A 21,043-nucleotide genomic window follows, 5' to 3' on the forward strand; every position below is an offset into this window, starting at 1 on the left:
AAGTCCCTTTCGGGACTTTTTTATTTTATTTCGATAGATACATCGACTTGTCTTTATATAATTTTCTGAAGTAAGGATCTTCCAGATTCTTAATAAACCTGATGGCCTCTCCTGTAGATTTCATCTCCGGACCTAATTCCTTCGCTACTTCAGGGAATTTATCAAAGGAGAACACAGGCTCTTTAATCGCATAACCTTCCAGCTTTCTCACAATCGTAAAATCTTTCAGTTTATTTGCACCTAGCATCACCTTAGCGGCAATATTAATGTAAGGAACATCATAAGCCTTAGCAATGAAAGGAACTGTCCTGGAAGCTCTTGGATTCGCTTCGATCACATAAACCTTTTCGTCTTTTACAGCGAATTGTATATTCAGTAATCCAATTACATTTAATGCTTTTGCGATTTTCTTAGAGTAGGCTTCCATGTCGTTCATTACCTTTTCAGATAAACTGAATGGAGGCAATACTGCACTTGAATCTCCGGAATGGATACCTGCAGGCTCAATGTGTTCCATTAACCCGATGATATGTACATCTTCTCCATCACAGATAGAATCAGATTCTGTTTCTTCTGCTCTATCTAAGAAATGATCGATCAGCACACGATTTCCCGGAAGATCACCCAATAGCTTAACTACTGCTTTCTCCAGGTCTTCATCATTGATTACGATACTCATCCCTTGTCCACCCAGTACATAACTTGGTCTTACCAATACCGGATATCCAACTTCATGAGCAACAACTATTGCCTCTTCTGCATTTTCTGCAACACCATATTTTGGATATGGAATTTCTAACTCTTTAAGAAGGTCTGAGAAACGTCCCCTGTCTTCGGCAACATCCATATCGTTGTACGAAGTACCGATAATCTTAATGCCATTTTCATGAAGTTTCTCTGCCATTTTCAAAGCAGTCTGTCCACCCAACTGAACGATTACACCTTCTGGTTTTTCCAGCTCGATGATCTCACGAACATGCTCCCAGAATACCGGCTCAAAGTATAACTTGTCAGCCATATTGAAATCGGTAGATACCGTCTCAGGATTACAGTTGATCATGATCGCTTCATAACCGCTTTCTTTCGCAGCCAGCAAACCATGTACACAAGAGTAATCAAACTCAATTCCTTGTCCGATACGGTTAGGTCCTGAGCCCAGTACGATCACCTTTTTTCTATCAGATGGAGTCGATTCGTTCTCTTCTTCAAATGTAGAGTAGTAATATGGGGTCTGTGCAGCAAATTCAGCAGCACAAGTATCTACCATTTTATAAACACGTTTGATGCCTAATGACTTTCTGCGTTCGTAAACCTCATCCTCTGTTACATTGCCCAACAAGTAAGCAATCTGGATATCCGAGAATCCTTTTTGTTTTAGTGTGAAGAAGAAATCCTTAGGAACATTGTTCAAAGAATATCTTTTCAATTCTGTTTCCAGATGTACCAGCTCCTGAATCTGTGCCAGGAACCATTTATCAATTTTGGTTACCTTACGGATAGACTCCAGAGGCACACCCATGCTCATTGCATCTTTGATTAAGAACAAACGATTCCAACTTGGATGCTCCAATCCGTGCATGATCTCTTCAATGCTTCTGTTATGTTTACCATCTGCACCCAGTCCGGCTCTACCAATTTCTAAACTCTGACAGGCTTTCTGCAATGCTTCTATGAAACTGCGACCAATAGACATCACTTCACCTACAGATTTCATCTGCAATCCAAGTTCCATATTGGCACCCTTGAATTTATCAAAGTTCCAGCGTGGTACTTTTACGATTACATAATCTAAAGTAGGTTCGAAGTAAGCAGAGGTTGTTTTTGTAATTTGATTTTCGATCTCATCCAAGTTATAACCGATGGCTAACTTAGAAGCAATCTTAGCGATAGGATATCCTGTTGCTTTACTTGCCAGTGCCGAAGAGCGTGACACCCTTGGATTGATCTCGATAGCGATAATATCATCATTGTCAGGGTTTACAGAGAACTGGACGTTACATCCTCCTGCAAAGTTACCAATGGCGCGCATCATTTTAATGGCCTGATTACGCATATCCTGGTAGCAACGGTCCGATAAGGTCATTGCCGGCGCTACGGTAATGGAATCCCCGGTATGGATTCCCATTGGATCAAAATTTTCAATTGAGCAGATAATAATTACGTTGTCATTGCTATCTCTCAACAATTCCAATTCGTATTCTTTCCATCCCAATACGGCTTTTTCTACCAATACTTCATGCGTTGGAGAAGCTTCCAGTCCACGCTGTAATGCGTGGTCAAATTCTTCTTTTTTATGCACGAAACCTCCACCTGAACCTCCCAATGTATAAGAAGGACGGATAACCAATGGATAACCAATTTCCTGAGCAGCTTCTTTACCTTCTAAGAAGGAATTAGCAATTCTGGATGGCGCTACACCTACACCTATGTCAATCATCAACTGACGGAAGGCTTCTCTGTTTTCGGTTTTCTCAATCGCGGCAACGTCTACCCCGATTACCCTTACTCCGTATTTTTCCCAGACACCGCGTTCTTCTGCTTCTTTACAAAGATTCAAAGCGGTTTGTCCGCCCATAGTAGGCAAAACTGCATCGATTTTACGTTCTATTAAAATCTGCTCAATGGAGTCTACCGTTAAAGGCCACAGGTAAACATGATCCCCAATCACCTTGTCGGTCATGATGGTTGCAGGATTAGAGTTGATGATTGAAACTTCAATCCCCTCTTCCTTTAAAGATAAGGCAGCTTGAGATCCTGAATAATCAAATTCACAAGCTTGACCAATGATAATAGGTCCCGATCCGATAATTAATACTGAGCGTATGGAGGTGTCTTTAGGCATAAGGCTTTAAAAAGTCTAAAGTTATATAAGTGAAATTGGTAAAAAATGCGTTCTAAAAGACCAGAATAGTCTTGAGATTTTCTGTGCTGGTAAGTATGGAAATTCCCGACTCTTCTGTCGGGATGCAAAGTTACGTTTTTGAACATTAAAAATGAGGTGTTTTTTAAAAAAACGTTCAAATAAAAAAGGGCTATCAGAATTAACCGACAGCCCTTTTATTTATCATCATCAATCTATTGAAGTAATTTGATCTCTCCAACATCTGTAGTAGCACTATCTGTAACTGCAACGTTCTCTACCGAAGTATCTTTATAGGGTGCATTTGCCTTTACCAAAACGGTATAAGTCCCTGGTTTAACCTTGCTAAATACAAAGCTTCCATTTGTTATAGCAGCCCTTAATGTATCAGTACCGACAACCGCCAATACCTGAGATGCACCCTCGGCGGGAGTAACTTTTCCCTGGATTCCGCCCTCTCTAATGGAGGTAAATGCTAATAAACCTAATGAGAGCCCTAATACTGCTATGAAATTTAAACTTGCCTTTTTCATCCTGATCAATTTTAGTTTAACCTTACTGCTTATTAATTGTTTCCACCCACTAATACAAACAGCGACCTGATATGTTTTAAAAATCGTTTGCTTTTTTTTAAAAGCTGACTCTAATTTAGTTTTACTCCTTCATGTCAAAATAAATAGAAAATACAGACTATTCACAAATTGGAACAACATTTGCAGATTCTGTACCGTTATAAGCTTCATTATCCCGCTTTTAAAATAACACACAATATAACAAATGAAAGCAACACACACGCAAATGAAAAAAATATTTCCGGCTTTAATTGCCTTAGTAATCTTACTAGCAGGTTGTGCTACGGTGCAATCTCTAATTAAATCAACGTTTCCTTATACTGCAATAGTAGTCATTCCAGCATCTTCGAAAAGTAATACCGTCATTTCTGCGAACTCAGCAGCAACGAGCTTTGACCAGGTCTTTGGAAATCAAAACGGAACAGATTATGTAAAAGAAATCAGAATTGCTTCTGCTAAACTTGATGCGAGTAATCCTTCGAACAAGAGTTTAGGGATGTTCAAATCCGTTAAATTGTTTGTGACGAATGACAAAGGAGCTGAGGTCATGGTAGCGTCAAGAAGCGACGTTCAGGAAAACATTGGCTCCGGATTAGTACTAGACATTGATAATTCACGTTTTCTAGATAACTATGTTAAAGGTACCAGCCTGCGCATAAGAATGGAATATGTGCTGAGAGACAATACCGCTACAGATGTAAGTGTCAGGGTATCATTAAGCTTCAGCACTTCTCCAAAAACAGCAAAATAGTATAAAAAAATCCTCTTTTAAGAGGGTAATCTTCATAAATAGTTTGTTTGGTTTATTATCCGGCAGGAATCATTTCCCTGCCGGATTTTTTATACCGCTTTCTTTAACCAGTTAATGCCCCTTCACAAATGTTTATGTTGCAAATAATTTTAGGATAACTACTTTTGGCTCATGTTACTTCTTGAATCTTCCTTTTTTCAGTTGATTGTCGACCAGTTTAAGCACACTTCGTGGCAGGAGTGGCTTGGCGTCATTTCCGGATTCATTTGCATTTATCTGGCCACAAAGGAAAATGTACTCAGCTGGCCAATCTCTATCATTAGTGTTATTGCTTACGCCTGGGTATTTTATGATGCAAAAATGTATGGCGACATGGCCTTACAGTTTTATTTCCTTTGCAGTGCTTTCTATGGCTGGTACTTTTGGATCAATAATAAACAAAGTGATGATAAGCCCATTACCAACTTATCAGCAAAAGGCTGGTGGATTGCTTCCGGATCTGTTGTAGTCTTATCGGTAGTTTTGGGCATCTATCTTGATCAGTATACCGATACGAACGTTCCTTATGAAGATGGTTTTTGTACTGCGCTTAGTTTTGTAGCACAACTAATGCTGACCAGAAAAATTCTTCAAAACTGGATCCTTTGGATCATTGTAGACCTTTGTTATATCCCATTATATATTTATAAAAATCTAAATTTAAGTGCTGTTTTCTATGCATTCCTGGTGGCCATAGCCATCAAAGGTTATTTAGACTGGAGGAAAACCTACCGTGAACAAACAAATTAAGAAAATTGCCATTGTTGGCCCTGAAAGCACAGGAAAATCGACGATTACACAGCAACTGGCTAAACATTACAAAACACTTTGGGTACCTGAGTATGCAAGGTATTACTGTGCTGCATTAACTGAACCCTGCAGCTTGCAGGACGAAATCAACATGTATCATGGACAAGTAGCACTGGAAGAATCTATCTTAGCCATCGCAGAAAAAGACCTGATCTTTTGCGACACTACCTTTATCACGGTAAAAATCTGGAGCGAAGAAGTCTTTGGAGAAACACCACAGGTTGTACTGGATGCATTGCCTAACTACACCTACGATTTATACTTACTCATGGACATCGACCTTCCATGGCAGGAAGATCCATTGCGTGATTTTCCACATAAAAGAGAACACTTTATGCAAGTATGGCATCAGGAACTAAAAAACTTAACTGCAAACTACATAGTGATCAACGGACAGGAAGAACGATTAAATAATGCCATTTCAGCAGTGGAATCCTTCCTCAACAAGCCATAATCTAAGCTGCGTTCCTTGCTATTCAATTTTTATCAATACCTTTACACCATCAAAAAGGGGTGCCTTGTTTTGTAAAAAACACAAAAACAGGCTGAGAGCATACCCAATATATCTGCAAACAGATATATGCACCTGATCCGGATAATGCCGGCGGAGGGATTGGAGTTATGGAGTTTAACTGGGCTGTAAGTGCCCCTTACTTACAGTGGTTTAACTAAAAATCAAAAAATTGAAAAGATTAATGACCATAGCATTAGCTATGTTACTGTTGCCTGTTTTAGCAAAGGCACAGTTCAGTATTTCCGGATTGGTATCCGAAAAATCAAATCAGGCATTACCCGGGGCATCTATACGCCTCAAAGAGAAATCCTCCGGAACGACTACAGATTCACAAGGAAAATATCAACTTACAAATCTTAAAGCAGGCAATTATACATTATTAGTTAGCTTTATTGGCTATCAAACTGTCGAAAAAAATCTCAAACTGAATTCCGATCAGGTCTTGAATTTCAGCTTAAGTCCATCCGCATTTCTAGCGGATGAGGTAATTGTAAGGGCTACCCGTGCCAATGAAAAATCTGCAACGACTTATAAGAACTTAAGTAAGGAGGAGATTCAGCAGAATAATTTCGGACAGGACCTACCTTTCATTTTAAACAATACCCCAGGAGTGGTTGTCACTTCAGATGCCGGTGCCGGTGTGGGTTATACGGGAATACGAATCAGGGGAAGTGATGCCAGCAGGATCAATGTGACCATTAATGGTATTCCTTATAACGATAGTGAAAGTCAAGGCATTTTTTGGGTAAACATGCCAGATTTCGCCTCTTCCATAGAAAACGTACAGATCCAGCGTGGTGTTGGTACCTCAACCAATGGCGCTGGTGCTTTTGGCGGAAGTTTAAACATCCAGACCTTAGCTCCTTCGGAAAAGGCTTATGCAGAACTCAATAATACATTCGGTTCTTTCAATACACTTAAAAACACTTTCAAAGTAGGAACAGGCTTGATTGACAACAAATGGAGCTTCGACGGACGACTATCACGAGTGAAATCTGACGGATATATTGACAGAGCAGCCTCAACCTTGAAATCTTATTTCCTTTCCGGAGCCTACCACGGCAAAAATGAACTGCTAAGGTTGAATGTTTTCTCCGGAACAGAAAAAACCTACCAGGCATGGAGCGGTATTCCCGAATCAAGATTAAAAGGAGATGTGCAGGGAATGAAAGATTATGCAGCGAACGAGGGCCTTAAACCGGAAGAACTGGAGCATCTGCTCAATTCAGGAAACAGGACATATAATCCTTTTACCTACAAAGATCAGACGGACAATTATACGCAGAATCACTACCAGGCCATCTATGCCAAACAATTTAATGAACAATTTTCATTTAATGGGGCATTGCATTATACCGATGGAAAGGGATATTTTGAAGAATTCAAATTAAGAGACAAGTATAACAAATACAAACTGCCCGGTATTATTGTTGACGGTGAATTAAAAGACCGGACAGACCTTGTTCGTCGCCGTTGGTTAGATAATAATTTTTACGGACTAACTTATGCCTTCAATTATCAAGCTCAATCTGACTTAAACTTTACTCTTGGTGGAGCTTATAATCAATATAGAGGTAAACATTTTGGACAAGTGATCTGGTCTAAGTTCCCAATTGGATTAAGTAATACCGATCATTATTATGATGGAAAAGGAAATAAAAATGACTTCAATACCTACATTAAAGTAAACTATAGCCCTATTGATCAGCTGAGCCTTTTTGCCGATCTGCAATATAGAAGAGTGACTTACGACATTAGTGGCCTGGATAAAAATGTGGAGCCAATTAATTTCAGTAACGACTACAATTTCTTTAATCCCAAAGTTGGTGCAACCTATTTTCTGAATCAACAAAGTAATATTTACACCTCATTCAGCGTAGCCAATAAAGAACCTAACCGTGATGATTTTACCAATCTAAAAAAGGGCATTCCTTCACCAAAACCAGAAAGATTAAATAACGTAGAAGCAGGCTATCGTTTTAATGACGGGACACTGAATGTAGGTGTAAATGTCTATGGAATGTTCTATAAAGATCAACTCATCTTTACAGGAGAAGTCAATGAATATGCTGATGCTTATCGCCAGAACGTAGACAAGAGCTACCGAATCGGAATTGAGCTTGATGGATCATATGTGATCAGCTCAAAATTTGCGGTAAATGCAAATGCCGCTTTCAGTAGAAATAAAATCAAAAACTATGTGGATTACGTGGCAAATACTGAAGAAGACGAAAGTACCAATATCATTGTTACCAACTATTCCAATCCTGACATCTCTTTTTCTCCAGCAGCTGTAGTCTCGGGAGAACTGGTCTATAAACCATTTAAAGGTTTCGCTGCTGCGCTTCAAAGTAAATACATCAGTAAACAGTACATGGACAATACACAAAATGAAAGTAAGATGCTAAAAGCCTACTGGGTAAACAATGCCAGACTTGGTTATGATTTCAAGATAAAAGGAATTAAAAACATCAATCTTGGACTCTTAGTCAACAATATTCTGAACAAGAAATATGAAAGCAATGGATATACCTATAGCTATGCATATAAAGGAGAGGTAACCCAACAAAATTTTTATTTCACACAGGCCGGAACTAATTTTTTACTTTCGCTAAATTTGAAATTTTAACATATATGAAGAAGTTCATCGAAAAACTCCATTTTATAACACACGACATCCATCAACATAGCCATATTGAACAGGTTCAGATTGCCTGTGGAGCAGGTGCAAAATGGGTGCAATACCGTTGTTTGACTAAAAATGACGAAGAGCTTCTGGAAGATATCAATGCAATTGCTGAAATCTGCGACGATTGGGGTGCTACCCTGATCGTTACAGATCATATTCATTTGAATGGCAAAGCCGATATTCAAGGATTTCATATCGAAGATATGGATGCCAACTTTGTGAAACTCCGTGAGCAATTGGGAGAAGCAATTACCATTGGTGGCTCTTCGAATACATTGGAAGGATTGATCAGGCTTGCTGAAGAAGGTGCAGATTATGCCGGATTCGGCCCTTTTTACACCACTAATACAAAACCGAACAATGCCCCTCTTCTTGGTATAGAAGGATATCAAACCGCCATGAAGGTGCTCAAAGAAAAGGCAATTGACTTACCTGTACTGGCAGTAGGAGGTATTACCTTGAGCGATGTAGCCCCTTTAATGACAACGGGTATCTTTGGAATCGCTGTGTCAGCCTCAATTAATCAGGCAGAAGATATGAGGGAAGCTTATCTGGATTTTTACGACCAACTCAAATAAAAACTAATCTTTTCATCAGTACCGATTCCATCCGATAAACATGAAAGCATATTTTATAAGTGGATTAGGTGCTGATGAAAGGGTTTTCCAGTTCCTGGATTTACCCGGAATCGAAAAGATCTACATCAAATGGATTCATCCTGAAGACCAGGAATCTTTAGCTTCCTATGCAAACCGCTTAACCGCCCAAATTGATTTAACACAGGATATTATTCTTGTAGGAATTTCATTCGGAGGGATCATTGCCCAGGAAATTGCAAAAATCAAAGCTTGTAAAAAAGTAATACTCATTTCCAGTATCAAATCTCCAAATGAGTTTAGCTGGCAACTGTCTATGGTATCATTCAGTCAAGTTTATCGGTTATTTCCTGCTAAAATTTTAAAATGGAGTAACGCACTTACAGCGGACTATTATTTTAGTACAACATCCAAATCTGAATCCAAACTTTTACATCAGATCATTAAAGAAACGGACAATAGGTTCATGCTTTGGGCCATAAATCGGCTGATGACCTGGAAAAATATCAATCCTCAAAAAAACATCACTCATATTCATGGAACCGCCGACCGCATATTTCCGATTTCTTCAATTAAAAGCTGTATAAAAGTTCAGGGAGGAGGACATTTTATGGTCGTCAATAAATCTACAGAACTAAGCAAAATAATTATGGAAAACATCTGATTTACATTTCAGAATTGAGCTCCTAAAACCTACATTTGTTCAAAACAATTTTCTCTTGGATAGTCCCGGTATCATAGAAAAACCCGATCCTTACGCTGCCCTCCGATATCCGGAATTCCGGTCTTACCTTGGAATGCGCTTCTTTTTTACGTTTGCTTATCAAATGCAGGCGGTCATCATCGGCTTTCATATCTATCATTTAACCAAAGATCCTTTAGCATTAGGTTTAGTTGGGCTTTGCGAAGCCATTCCCGCAATCTCTATTGCTCTATATGGAGGATACGTGGCCGACAAATCTGAAAAAAGAGGGTTGTTGCTGAAAGTATTTGCCGGCGTATTTCTTTGTTCACTCATTATGTTGGTGATCACCACTAACCGGATGCACGCCTATGTTCCAGTCAGTTATATTGTTCCTATCATGTATCTGATGGTTTTTGGAATTGGTATTGCCAGAGGCTTTTTTAGTCCGGCAACCTTCTCTTTAATGGCACAGATTGTTCCTAAAAAACTATACCCTAATTCCAGTACATGGAATAGTTCAAGCTGGCAGGCAGCCTCTATTCTTGGTCCGGCTACAGGAGGACTGATTTATGGATTTTATGGAATTACAGCGACCTATTCTGTAATTCTTGCTTTTATTGCTATTGCATTGGTTTGTATCTTCTTCTTAAAGCCTCATCCACCAACTTATATTCCCAAGGAAAGTATTGTAAAAAGTCTGACCGAAGGCGTCCATTTTGTCTTTAAAAATAAAATGATGCTAGGTGCCATGAGCCTGGACCTCTTCTCCGTATTTTTTGGGGGGGCGGTAGCTTTACTTCCTGTATTTGCCAATGATATCTTAAAAGTTGGCTCTGAGGGCCTTGGCTTTATGCGTGCAGCCGCTTCCAGTGGAGCGGTAATTACGATGTTGGCCATGACCCGCTTCTCTCCAATGAACAAGCCCTGGAGAAATTTACTCATCGCTGTTACAGGATTTGGAACAAGCATTATCTGTTATGGTCTTTCTAAAAATTTCTACCTGACCTTACTATTCCTTTTTATGGAAGGGGCTTTTGACAGCATCAGTGTCATCATTCGTTCCACCATTATGCAATTACTCACACCTGATGAAATGCGGGGTAGAGTATCTGCAGTAAACAGCATGTTTATCGGCTCTTCTAACGAGATTGGTGCCTTTGAATCCGGACTTACAGCAAAGCTGATGAGAACAGTACCTGCCGTTGTTTTTGGTGGAAGTATGACTATTCTCGTTGCAGGGATTACCTACCTCAAAACAAAAGGCTTAATGAAGCTAACCTTACAGGAAATCAACGACCAACAAACCTGATCAAGTCGCCAGCTTGCACATCTTTTTTATTCAAGACAGTAAGCCCCGTATAAAGGTCATCCTTAATATCTGTTCGGCTCATTTGAATCAGGAAAACGACACCCCGTTCAGTTTTAAAAGGTCATTGATGTCGTCTTTAAAAGTTAAATCTGCAAGATCAAAGGGGTTCGCTGCCTCAACTATTCTAGCTGCCGGTATTTGCTCTATCTTTTTGGTATGTGAATAGCAAGACTGCATCAACAGAGATAAGCTCAAATTAACAATCATCCCCTTCATCGCTTTTTTCTTATCCCTTCCCCGACTGAGAGCTTTAATTATCTTTACGTTCTCCTACCTGCTGTCTCCACATGGCATAGTATAGGCCATTTTCAGCCAATAGATCTTCATGTTTTCCTTGTTCGATGATATGTCCTTTCTCTAGCACATAAATGCGATCGGCATGACGAATCGTAGAAAGCCTGTGTGCGATTAATATAGTGATGTGGTTCGTCTGTACCGAAATATCACGAATAGTGGCTGTAATGTCTTCTTCAGTCAAAGAATCGAGAGAAGAAGTTGCCTCATCAAAGACAAGAATATCCGGTCTCCGGAGCAATGCCCTTGCAATAGAGAGCCTTTGCTTTTCTCCTCCTGAGACTTTTACACCACCTTCTCCAATTACGGTATCCAGCCCTTTATCTGCCCTTGCCAATAGGTTATTACATGCCGCCTGTTTCATTACCCTTAAACACTCGTCATCTGTTGCATCAGGCCTTACAAACTGTAAGTTCTCTCTGATCGTTCCTGAAAACAATTGCGTATCCTGAGTCACAAAGCCGATCTTTTCCCGAAGCAGGTCCAGGTCAATGTCTTTACTTGAAATGTCATTATACAACACATCTCCTTCCATTGGCTGATAAAGACCGACCAACAGTTTAACCAGGGTCGTTTTGCCAGAACCCGAGGGCCCGACAAAAGCAATAGTTTCGCCATTATGCGTGTGAAAGTTAATGTCATTTAAAGCGTTATGCCTACCGGTTAGGTGCCTGAAGTTTACATCAGCAAATGCCAGTTTGGTAATTTTATCCAGCCCTATCGGATTCAACGGTTTCTGATCAATAGGCGTACTTAGGATCTTTTTAAAATTACCCAAAGAGACTTCTGCCTCGCGCCAGGATAAGATGACATTGCCCAATTCCTGTAAAGGACCGAAAAGGAAGAAAGAATAAAACAGAAAAGAGAAGTACTGACCTGCGGAGATCGTATTCTCAAAAATTAAGATTAATAAAACCACGACCATGGTACTCCTAACAAAATTAACCGTTGTTCCCTGCACAAAACTCATGCTTCTCACATACTTTACCTTTCTTAACTCCAGTCCTAAAATTTTATATGTGGTTTTATTTAACCTTTCAATTTCCTGATTGGCGAGGCCCAAACTTTTCACCAACTCTATATTTCTTAACGATTCTGTCGTAGAACCTGCCAATGCTGTTGTTTCTGCAACAATGGTCTTTTGAATTGTTTTTATCTTTTTGCTCAGATACCAGCTCACAAAACTGATAATCGGAATGGCGGAAAAATAGACCAGAGTAACCTTATAACTCACTGTAACCGAATAAACAATTACAAAAACCATCCCAATCAAGCTTACAAAAAGAATACTGATAAAAGAGGTGATAAATTTCTCCGAATCTAAGCGTACTTTTTGCAAAATACCAAGGGTCTCTCCGCTTCTTTGATCTTCAAAGACCTGATAAGGCAATTCCAGCGAATGTTTTAATCCATCAGCATACATCTTCGCTCCAACCTTTTGAACAATAATACTTGTAAAATAATCCTGAAAGTTTTTGGCAATTCGGGAAACCATGGCTGCACCAACGCTAAGACCGATCAGTCCTAGTACACCCCAAACGAATGCACTTCTATCTAATATATCTTTCTTTTGTATAAACTCATCCACGATCCTTCCGGTAATGTAGGGGTCTAATAAGGAAAAACCAATGTTTATAGCTGCTAGTAATAGTGCTAATGCAACAACCCATTTATGTTGTTGCAGATATTGAAGTAGTAATTTCATTTAATTAAATCTAGCCAAAAATAAATAAAGGGAATGAAGCATTACGCTCATTCCCTTTAAATTACAAGTAAATTATAAATCAGGCCTTAAACCGTCATTACATCTTTTTCTTTTGCCTCTGCATGCTTATCTACCTTGATGATATAGGCATCTGTTATTTTCTGAACTTCTGCTTCTCCGGTTTTGATCTCATCGTCGGAAACGCTTTCGCCTTTTAATTTTTTAATCTTTTCGTTGGCATCTTTACGGATGTTACGAACAGTTATTTTACCACGTTCTGCTTCCTCTTTTACTCTTTTAACCAGCTCCTTTCTACGTTCTTCTGTCAAAGGAGGAACTACCAAACGGATCACAATTCCATCGTTCTGTGGATTGATTCCGATATTAGCTTCCATGATTGCGCGTTCTATAGGCACCAACATGTTTTTTTCCCAAGGCTGAACGAGTAAAGTACGTGCATCTGGTGTATTGATACTTGCTACCTGAGATAAAGCAGTAGCACTACCATAATAATCTACAAAGATGCCATCTAACATCCCGGCAGAAGCTTTTCCTGCGCGGATTTTTGTCAATTCAGCTTCACAATGGTCAATTGCTTTGTCCATGTTTGCCTGAGCATCTTGTAATTGTTTCTTTATGAGGTCATTCATGTTTGTAAAATTTAACCAAAAATATAAAATTTATTAGAATCAGCCTTTAACAAGGGTACCAATCTCTTCCCCTTTAGCAATTTTCATGAAATTACCCGTTTTGTTCATATCAAAAACGATGATAGGAAGCTCATTTTCCTCACATAAAGTGAAGGCTGTCATATCCATTACGTTTAATCCTTTATCGTAAACTTCTTTGAAAGAAATTTTGTTGTATTTTGTTGCTGTTGGATCTTTTTCGGGATCAGCCGTATAAATTCCATCCACGCGGGTACCTTTCAATACTACATCTGCTTTAATTTCAATTGCCCTTAAAGCGGCAGCAGAATCAGTCGTGAAATACGGGTTTCCAGTACCGGCACCAAAAATAACCACACGGCCTTTTTCCAGGTGACGCACTGCTCTTCTGCGAATAAATGGTTCACAGATCTGTTCCATTTTAATGGCTGTCAATAAACGGGTTTTCAAGCCCACTTTCTCCAGTGCATCCTGCAATGCCATGCTGTTGATTACTGTAGCCAACATTCCCATATAATCAGCTTGTGCACGGTCCATGCCAGACTTCTCAGCACTCAAGCCTCTAAAAATATTACCACCTCCAATAACTATTGCTATTTCAAGGCCTTCGCTATGTACAGCTTTAATGTCTTCAGCATATTGCCTTACGCGCTCATTATCAATACCATATTGTTTCTCGCCCATTAGCGATTCGCCACTTAATTTTAGCAGGATCCGTTTATACTTCATGACTCCAAAAATAACTATTTGTTTTAATTAATCAGGGCTCAAATGTGTAAACCCTTTACAAAAACTTTATTCAGCTTTAGTTCCGGGGATAAAAACAGCAGATCAGCATCACTACCGACATTTAAAGTGCCCTTTTTATCTGACAATCCCATCAACCTTGCCGGATTTTCTGAGGCAAGCCTTAAAGCCTGTGACAAGCTGATATCGCAATGCTGAACACAGTTCTGAACCGCCTGTAACAGCGTAATATTAGAACCGGAGAGTGTTCCGTCCGGGGTAACAAATTTATTTCCTTTTAGCTGATGCTGATATGGACCAATGTTACATTCCGTCACTGCATCAGTAATTAAAAACAAGCGATCTTTCATCACTTTATAAGTCATTTTTACCATTTCAAAATTGACATGTGTTCCATCGGCTATGATGCTTGCCATGGCTGTCGGATGACTAAATACGGCTACGGGTAAATTAGGCGCCCTGTGATGAATAGAAGGCATTGCATTGAACAAATGAGTTGTTGTTTTAAATCCGCCATCATAAGCGGCCGTCGCCTCTGTAAAATCGGCATCACTATGTCCGAGTGACAATATAATCCCCTGGTCTAATAAATAACGGATTACCTCTTCATCCTGAAGCTCTGCTGCTATCGTCATCATTTTTACCGTCCCATCGGCATACTCCAGCAAACGTTTCACCTCTTCGAGCGAGGCTTTATAAATATACGCAGCTACATGCGCTCCTTTTCGTTTAGCATTAATATATGGCCCCTCCAAATGTAGGCCCAGAAAGCCTTTAGCTTCCTTACGGTAAGCTTTTGCTGCATCCAGACACTGATAGACTATTTCAGGGCTATTTGTCGCCACGCAGGCTAAAAATCCGGTTGTACCTTTAGACAACAGATCTTCATCCATCTGTTTTAATGTTTCTGCTGTAGGATAGGCCGAAAAAAGTGCAGCTCCGCTTCCATAAATCTGGAGGTCTATAAAAGCAGGGGTGATATAATCCCCGGCAGCATCTATAATTTGATATCCTGCAGGAATTTCTTCATCTGTGATTCGGCTTATCTTTCCATCTTCAATAAAAATGGTTTTGTCGATAAGGAGGAGATCTTCATAAAAAAACCGGCCATTTGTAATTGCAATCATAAGCTAAATTATTAGGGTCCTCAAATATAAGATCGTACGATGAAAGCCGTTGATAATTATTATTATAAAAGCGATGGTAATTTTGAAATCTTTGTAAAACAGAATTCAGACGTCTATTCCCAAGTGGCAAGCAAAAACACTTATAAACAAGAAAAGCCTGCAGTTTCCTACAGGCTTTCTTTTAAGATTTGGCACCGACCTACTCTCCCACGTGTTACCGCAGTACCATCGGCTCTGGTGGGCTTGACTTCTCTGTTCGGAATGGGAAGAGGTAGACACCACCGATATAGGCACCTAAATATTTTTAATTTCTTTTATTAGAGTTCTTTGTTGTGTGAAAAGAAAAGCCTGTAGTTTTCACTACAGGCTTTCTTTAAGATTTGGCACCGACCTACTCTCCCACGTGTTACCGCAGTACCATCGGCTCTGGTGGGCTTGACTTCTCTGTTCGGAATGGGAAGAGGTAGACACCACCGATATAGGCACCTAAATATTTTTATTGTTTTCTTGCTCCTTATTGGTGCGGTCAAACAATGACATATTATTGAAAGAAGTTAAGTTAGGAAGAACAAACAACAGTTTATTGCTCTTGAAAGCTTCGGATTATTAGTATTACTCGACTTTGATGTCACCACCTTTACATCTGTAACCTATCAACGTAGTAGTCTGCTACGGTCCTATATGGAATTCTCATCTCGTGGCTAGTTTCGCACTTAGATGCTTTCAGCGCTTATCTATTCCCAACGTAGCTACTCTGCAATGCCCCTGGCGGAACAACAGATTCACTAGAGGTTAGTCCAACCCGGTCCTCTCGTACTAAGGTCAGCCCCACTCAAAATTCCTACGCCCACAACAGATAGGGACCGAACTGTCTCGCGACGTTCTGAACCCAGCTCGCGTGCCACTTTAATCGGCGAACAGCCGAACCCTTGGGACCTTCTCCAGCCCCAGGATGTGACGAGCCGACATCGAGGTGCCAAACCTCCCCGTCGATATGAGCTCTTGGGGGAGATCAGCCTGTTATCCCCAGCGTACCTTTTATCCTTTGAGCGATGGCCCTTCCATGCAGAACCACCGGATCACTATATCCGTCTTTCGACCCTGCTCGGCTTGTCTGCCTCACAGTCAAGCAAGCTTATGCTATTGCACTCCTCATACGGTTACCAAGCGTATTGAGCTTACCTTTGAAAGCCTCCGTTACCTTTTTGGAGGCGACCACCCCAGTCAAACTACCCATCAAACAATGTCCCCCCCAGAGAGGGGTTAGACACCGAATACAAAAAGGGTGGTATTTCAACGTTGACTCCACAACACCTAGCGATGCCACTTCATAGTCTCCCACCTATCCTACACATCTTGTATCCAATGTCAATGTTAAATTGTAGTGAAGGTGCATGGGGTCTTTCCGTCCCGTTGCGGGTACCCGGCGTCTTCACCGGGACCACAATTTCACCGAGCTCATGGCTGAGACAGCGCCCAGATCGTTACACCATTCGTGCAGGTCGGAACTTACCCGACAAGGAATTTCGCTACCTTAGGACCGTTATAGTTACGGCCGCCGTTTACTGGGGCTTCGATTCAATGCTTCTCCTTGCGGATGACATCCCCTCTTAACCTTCCAGCACCGGGCAGGTGTCAGGCCTTATACTTCATCTTTCGATTTTGCAAAGCCATGTGTTTTTGTTAAACAGTCGCCTGGGCCTTTTCACTGCGGCTGATATTGCTACCAGCGCCCCTTCTCCCGAAGTTACAGGGCCATTTTGCCGAGTTCCTTAGCCATGATTCACTCGAGCACCTTAGAATTCTCTTCCCGGATACCTGTGTCGGTTTGCGGTACGGGTTTTTATAACCTGAAGCTTAGCGGTTTTTCTTGGAAGTCTGATTACCTGCGCTATCTACGCCCCCGAAGGTTTGCAGTACTATCGGGTTTCAGCTAAGTCTGCGGATTTACCTACAGTCCTAATACCTACGCCCTTTAACGATCTATTCCGTCAGATCGCGGCAGTGTCACTACTCCGTCCCCACATCGCAGTTATAAAAAGTACTGGAATATTAACCAGTTGTCCATCGAATATCCCCTTCGGGTTCTCCTTAGGCCCCGACTAACCCTGATCCGATTAGCGTTGATCAGGAAACCTTATCCTTTCGGTGGGCGGGTTTCTCTCCCGCCTTATCGTTACTTATGCCTACATTTGCTTTTCCAGAAGCTCCACCACAACTTACGTCATAACTTCGCTGCCGCTGGAATGCTCCCCTACCGTAATATTAATATTACCCATAGCTTCGGTGTATAGTTTAATGCCCGTTTATTATCCATGCCCGATCGCTCGACTAGTGAGCTGTTACGCACTCTTTAAATGAATGGCTGCTTCCAAGCCAACATCCTAGCTGTCTATGCAATCGGACCTCGTTAGTTCAACTTAACTATAACTTGGGGACCTTAGCTGATGGTCTGGGTTCTTTCCCTCTCGGCCCGTGACCTTAGCACCCCGGGCCTCACTGCAGTGTATATTATATAGCATTCGGAGTTTGTCTGGATTTGGTAGGATTTGACTCCCCCGCACCCAATCAGTAGCTCTACCTCTATATAACTTAACCACCACGCTGTTCCTAAAAACATTTCGGGGAGTACGAGCTATTTCCCAGTTTGATTAGCCTTTCACCCCTACCCACAGATCATCCGGAAACTTTTCAACGTTTATCGGTTCGGTCCTCCAGTACGTGTTACCGCACCTTCAACCTGTCCATGGGTAGATCACAAGGTTTCGCGTCTACCTCCCCTGACTATACGCCCTATTCAGACTCGCTTTCGCTTCGGCTGCGTGTCTTAAACACTTAACCTTGCCAGAGAAGAGTAACTCGTAGGCTCATTATGCAAAAGGCACGCCGTCACGCCACCTGGACGCTCCGACCGCTTGTAAGCACACAGTTTCAGGTTCTATTTCACTCCCCTGTTCGGGGTTCTTTTCACCTTTCCCTCACGGTACTGGTTCACTATCGGTCTCTCAGGAGTATTTAGCCTTACCGGATGGTGCCGGCAGATTCCCACAAGGCGTCTCCGACCTCGCGGTACTCAGGATACTACTAGGCTAATGTTACTTACGTGTACGCGGCTCTCACGCTATATTGCCAGGCTTCCCATCCTGTTCCACTTCATTTCATTAATACCATATCGTAGTCCTACAACCCCACATATGCCGTAACATAAGTGGTTTGGGCTCTTTCCCTTTCGCTCGCCACTACTTAGGAAATCATTATTATTTTCTCTTCCTCTGCTTACTTAGATGTTTCAGTTCGGCAGGTTTGCGTACATTGTACGACTAGTCTTCAACTAGCCAGGTTTCCCCATTCGGAAATCTCCGGATTAATTCATATTTGCTAATACCCGAAGCTTATCGCAGCTTATCACGTCCTTCATCGCCTCTGAGAGCCAAGGCATCCCCTGTGTGCTCTTATTTACTTTCTTCTCTCCATAGCCTTTTGCGCCTATGGAAATGCTTTTTTTGATTGTTGTTATCTCTACGGATTGAATAATTGCTTATTCCTTCCTTCAAGCTAACAACGTCTCTATTGTTGTTTGCTCTTCTTTTTTAACTTCTTCCAATATGTCAAAGAACTTTAGTTCCCCTGATCACAATCCGTAATCATATTTATCAGCCTTTTGTATTAGGCATGGGTAATGGTGGAGAATAGCGGAGTCGAACCGTTGACCTCCTGCGTGCAAGGCAGGCGCTCTAGCCAGCTGAGCTAATCCCCCTTAGAATATATCTGTAGTCCCGAGCAGATTTGAACTGCTGACCCCTACATTATCAGTGTAGTGCTCTAACCAAACTGAGCTACGGGACTATTTACCTTTTGAAACCGGTATTGTCTGAGGTGTCTCACACATTCCTTGTTTCCTCTGGTTAATACCTTCCTTCAGTATGGAACACTATATCGATGTTTCATCCTATGGGTTTTTCTTTTGAGATTTTTTTGTCATTTATATCATTTACGTAGCGAGTAGTCTGAACTACTCCAGAAAGGAGGTATTCCAGCCGCACCTTCCGGTACGGCTACCTTGTTACGACTTAGCCCCAGTTATCGGTTTTACCCTAGGACGCTCCTTGCGGTTACATACTTTAGGTACCCCCAACTTCCATGGCTTGACGGGCGGTGTGTACAAGGCCCGGGAACGTATTCACCGCGTCATTGCTGATACGCGATTACTAGCGAATCCAACTTCAAGAGGTCGAGTTGCAGACCTCTATCCGAACTGTGAATGGCTTTTTGAGATTTGCTTGCTGTTGCCAGCTTGCTGCCCTCTGTACCATCCATTGTAGCACGTGTGTAGCCCCGGACGTAAGGGCCATGATGACTTGACGTCGTCCCCTCCTTCCTCTCTGTTTGCACAGGCAGTCTGTTTAGAGTCCCCACCTTAACGTGCTGGCAACTAAACATAGGGGTTGCGCTCGTTGCGGGACTTAACCCAACACCTCACGGCACGAGCTGACGACAGCCATGCAGCACCTAGTTTCGTGTGATTGCTCACTGACCTATCTCTAGATCATTCACTAACTTTCAAGCCCGGGTAAGGTTCCTCGCGTATCATCGAATTAAACCACATGCTCCTCCGCTTGTGCGGGCCCCCGTCAATTCCTTTGAGTTTCACCCTTGCGGGCGTACTCCCCAGGTGGAATACTTAACGCTTTCGCTTAGCCGCTAACTGTGTATCGCTAACAGCGAGTATTCATCGTTTAGGGCGTGGACTACCAGGGTATCTAATCCTGTTTGATCCCCACGCTTTCGTGCCTCAGCGTCAATGACACCATAGTAAGCTGCCTTCGCAATCGGTGTTCTGTGACATATCTATGCATTTCACCGCTACTTGTCACATTCCGCCTACCTCTAGTGTATTCAAGCTCATCAGTATCAAGGGCACTGCGATGGTTGAGCCACCGTCTTTCACCCCTGACTTAATAAGCCGCCTACGCACCCTTTAAACCCAATAAATCCGGATAACGCTTGGATCCTCCGTATTACCGCGGCTGCTGGCACGGAGTTAGCCGATCCTTATTCCTTCGGTACATTCAGCTACTTACACGTAAGTAGGTTTATTCCCGAATAAAAGCAGTTTACGACCCAGAGGGCTGTCTTCCTGCACGCGGCATGGCTGGTTCAGAGTTGCCTCCATTGACCAATATTCCTTACTGCTGCCTCCCGTAGGAGTCTGGTCCGTGTCTCAGTACCAGTGTGGGGGGTCATCCTCTCAGATCCCCTAGTCATCGTGGTCTTGGTGAGCCGTTACCTCGCCAACTAACTAATGACACGCATGCCCATCTTAATCCTATAAATATTTGATCATTGTACAATGCTGTACTGTGATTTTATGCGGTGTTAATCCGAATTTCTTCGGGCTATCCCCCTGATTAAGGTAGGTTGCATACGCGTTACGCACCCGTGCGCCACTTTCGTGAAGAGCAAGCCCTTCACTATCGTTCGACTTGCATGTATTAGGCCTGCCGCTAGCGTTCATCCTGAGCCAGGATCAAACTCTCCATTGTAAAATGTGTTGTTTGAACGCTGACCATTCTTAACTTGTTAATAATAGTCTTTATTCTTTTTTTTGTATTGTCTG

13 protein-coding genes, 2 tRNA genes and 4 rRNA genes are annotated in these 21,043 nt (G+C 41.7%); 7 read left to right on the plus strand and 12 right to left on the minus strand.

Annotation, left to right across the window (positions count from 1 at the left end):
• Positions 1–25: 25 nt before the first annotated feature.
• Both carB and AAFF35_RS28355 read right to left on the minus strand, forming a co-directional pair.
• A complete protein-coding gene (gene carB / locus AAFF35_RS28350) occupies positions 26–2,842 on the minus strand; it encodes a carbamoyl-phosphate synthase large subunit (protein ID WP_342329820.1) in 2,817 nt (938 codons plus the stop codon).
• Positions 2,843–3,075: 233 nt separating this feature from the next.
• Positions 3,076–3,393: a carboxypeptidase-like regulatory domain-containing protein gene (locus tag AAFF35_RS28355; protein WP_342329821.1), complete on the minus strand. Its 318-nt coding sequence runs from the start codon at positions 3,391–3,393 to the stop codon at positions 3,076–3,078.
• A gap of 265 nt (positions 3,394–3,658) precedes the next feature.
• On the opposite strand from AAFF35_RS28355, the gene AAFF35_RS28360 reads away from it, so the two are divergent.
• From AAFF35_RS28360 to AAFF35_RS28390, 7 genes are all read left to right on the plus strand, one after another.
• Positions 3,659–4,183: a hypothetical protein gene (locus AAFF35_RS28360; RefSeq protein ID WP_342329822.1), complete on the plus strand. Its 525-nt coding sequence runs from the start codon at positions 3,659–3,661 to the stop codon at positions 4,181–4,183.
• Between the two features lie 171 nt (positions 4,184–4,354).
• Complete coding sequence (gene pnuC / locus AAFF35_RS28365) at positions 4,355–4,972, plus strand: nicotinamide riboside transporter PnuC (protein ID WP_342329823.1); 618 nt, start codon at positions 4,355–4,357, stop codon at positions 4,970–4,972.
• Positions 4,956–5,486, plus strand: coding sequence for an ATP-binding protein (locus AAFF35_RS28370; protein ID WP_342329824.1), 531 nt, complete (start codon positions 4,956–4,958; stop codon positions 5,484–5,486). Before pnuC ends, AAFF35_RS28370 begins: the two co-directional genes overlap by 17 nt.
• Positions 5,487–5,727: 241 nt before the next feature.
• Positions 5,728–8,175 (plus strand): TonB-dependent receptor, encoded by a 2,448-nt coding sequence (locus tag AAFF35_RS28375; protein WP_342329825.1) that lies wholly within the window; start codon positions 5,728–5,730, stop codon positions 8,173–8,175.
• A 5-nt stretch (positions 8,176–8,180) separates the two neighbouring features.
• A complete protein-coding gene (locus AAFF35_RS28380) occupies positions 8,181–8,813 on the plus strand; it encodes a thiamine phosphate synthase (protein WP_342329826.1) in 633 nt (210 codons plus the stop codon).
• Positions 8,814–8,853: 40 nt separating this feature from the next.
• Entirely contained in the window at positions 8,854–9,495 is a 642-nt protein-coding gene (locus AAFF35_RS28385; protein ID WP_342329827.1) for an alpha/beta hydrolase, read from the plus strand.
• Positions 9,496–9,550: 55 nt separating this feature from the next.
• Positions 9,551–10,825 carry an MFS transporter gene (locus AAFF35_RS28390; RefSeq protein ID WP_342329828.1) on the plus strand — a complete coding sequence of 425 codons (1,275 nt, stop codon included), beginning with the start codon at positions 9,551–9,553 and terminating at the stop codon, positions 10,823–10,825.
• Positions 10,826–11,135: 310 nt separating this feature from the next.
• On the opposite strand, the gene AAFF35_RS28395 is transcribed toward AAFF35_RS28390, so the two are convergent.
• The 10 genes from AAFF35_RS28395 to AAFF35_RS28440 all read right to left on the minus strand — a co-directional run bounded on the left by AAFF35_RS28395 (position 11,136) and on the right by AAFF35_RS28440 (position 20,969).
• Complete coding sequence (locus tag AAFF35_RS28395) at positions 11,136–12,884, minus strand: ABC transporter ATP-binding protein (protein ID WP_342329829.1); 1,749 nt, start codon at positions 12,882–12,884, stop codon at positions 11,136–11,138.
• A gap of 86 nt (positions 12,885–12,970) precedes the next feature.
• Entirely contained in the window at positions 12,971–13,534 is a 564-nt protein-coding gene (gene frr / locus AAFF35_RS28400) for a ribosome recycling factor (RefSeq protein WP_124582033.1), read from the minus strand.
• 39 nt (positions 13,535–13,573) lie between these two features.
• Complete coding sequence (gene pyrH, locus AAFF35_RS28405) at positions 13,574–14,281, minus strand: UMP kinase (RefSeq protein ID WP_073231857.1); 708 nt, start codon at positions 14,279–14,281, stop codon at positions 13,574–13,576.
• Between the two features lie 38 nt (positions 14,282–14,319).
• Positions 14,320–15,426 (minus strand): N-acetylglucosamine-6-phosphate deacetylase, encoded by a 1,107-nt coding sequence (gene nagA, locus AAFF35_RS28410; protein ID WP_342329830.1) that lies wholly within the window; start codon positions 15,424–15,426, stop codon positions 14,320–14,322.
• Positions 15,427–15,612: 186 nt separating this feature from the next.
• Positions 15,613–15,724, minus strand: a 5S ribosomal RNA gene (gene rrf / locus AAFF35_RS28415).
• Between the two features lie 80 nt (positions 15,725–15,804).
• Positions 15,805–15,916, minus strand: a 5S ribosomal RNA gene (gene rrf, locus AAFF35_RS28420).
• Positions 15,917–16,013: 97 nt separating this feature from the next.
• A 23S ribosomal RNA gene (locus tag AAFF35_RS28425) occupies positions 16,014–18,892 on the minus strand.
• Positions 18,893–19,106: 214 nt separating this feature from the next.
• Positions 19,107–19,183, minus strand: a tRNA-Ala gene (locus AAFF35_RS28430).
• 14 nt (positions 19,184–19,197) lie between these two features.
• Positions 19,198–19,272: transfer RNA gene (locus AAFF35_RS28435), tRNA-Ile, on the minus strand.
• Between the two features lie 175 nt (positions 19,273–19,447).
• Positions 19,448–20,969, minus strand: a 16S ribosomal RNA gene (locus AAFF35_RS28440).
• Together the 16S, 23S and 5S rRNA genes with 2 tRNA genes alongside form the textbook arrangement of a ribosomal RNA operon.
• Positions 20,970–21,043 lie beyond the last annotated feature (74 nt).

It is taken from the genome of Pedobacter sp. FW305-3-2-15-E-R2A2 (genome assembly GCF_038446955.1).
Taxonomy (GTDB): domain Bacteria; phylum Bacteroidota; class Bacteroidia; order Sphingobacteriales; family Sphingobacteriaceae; genus Pedobacter.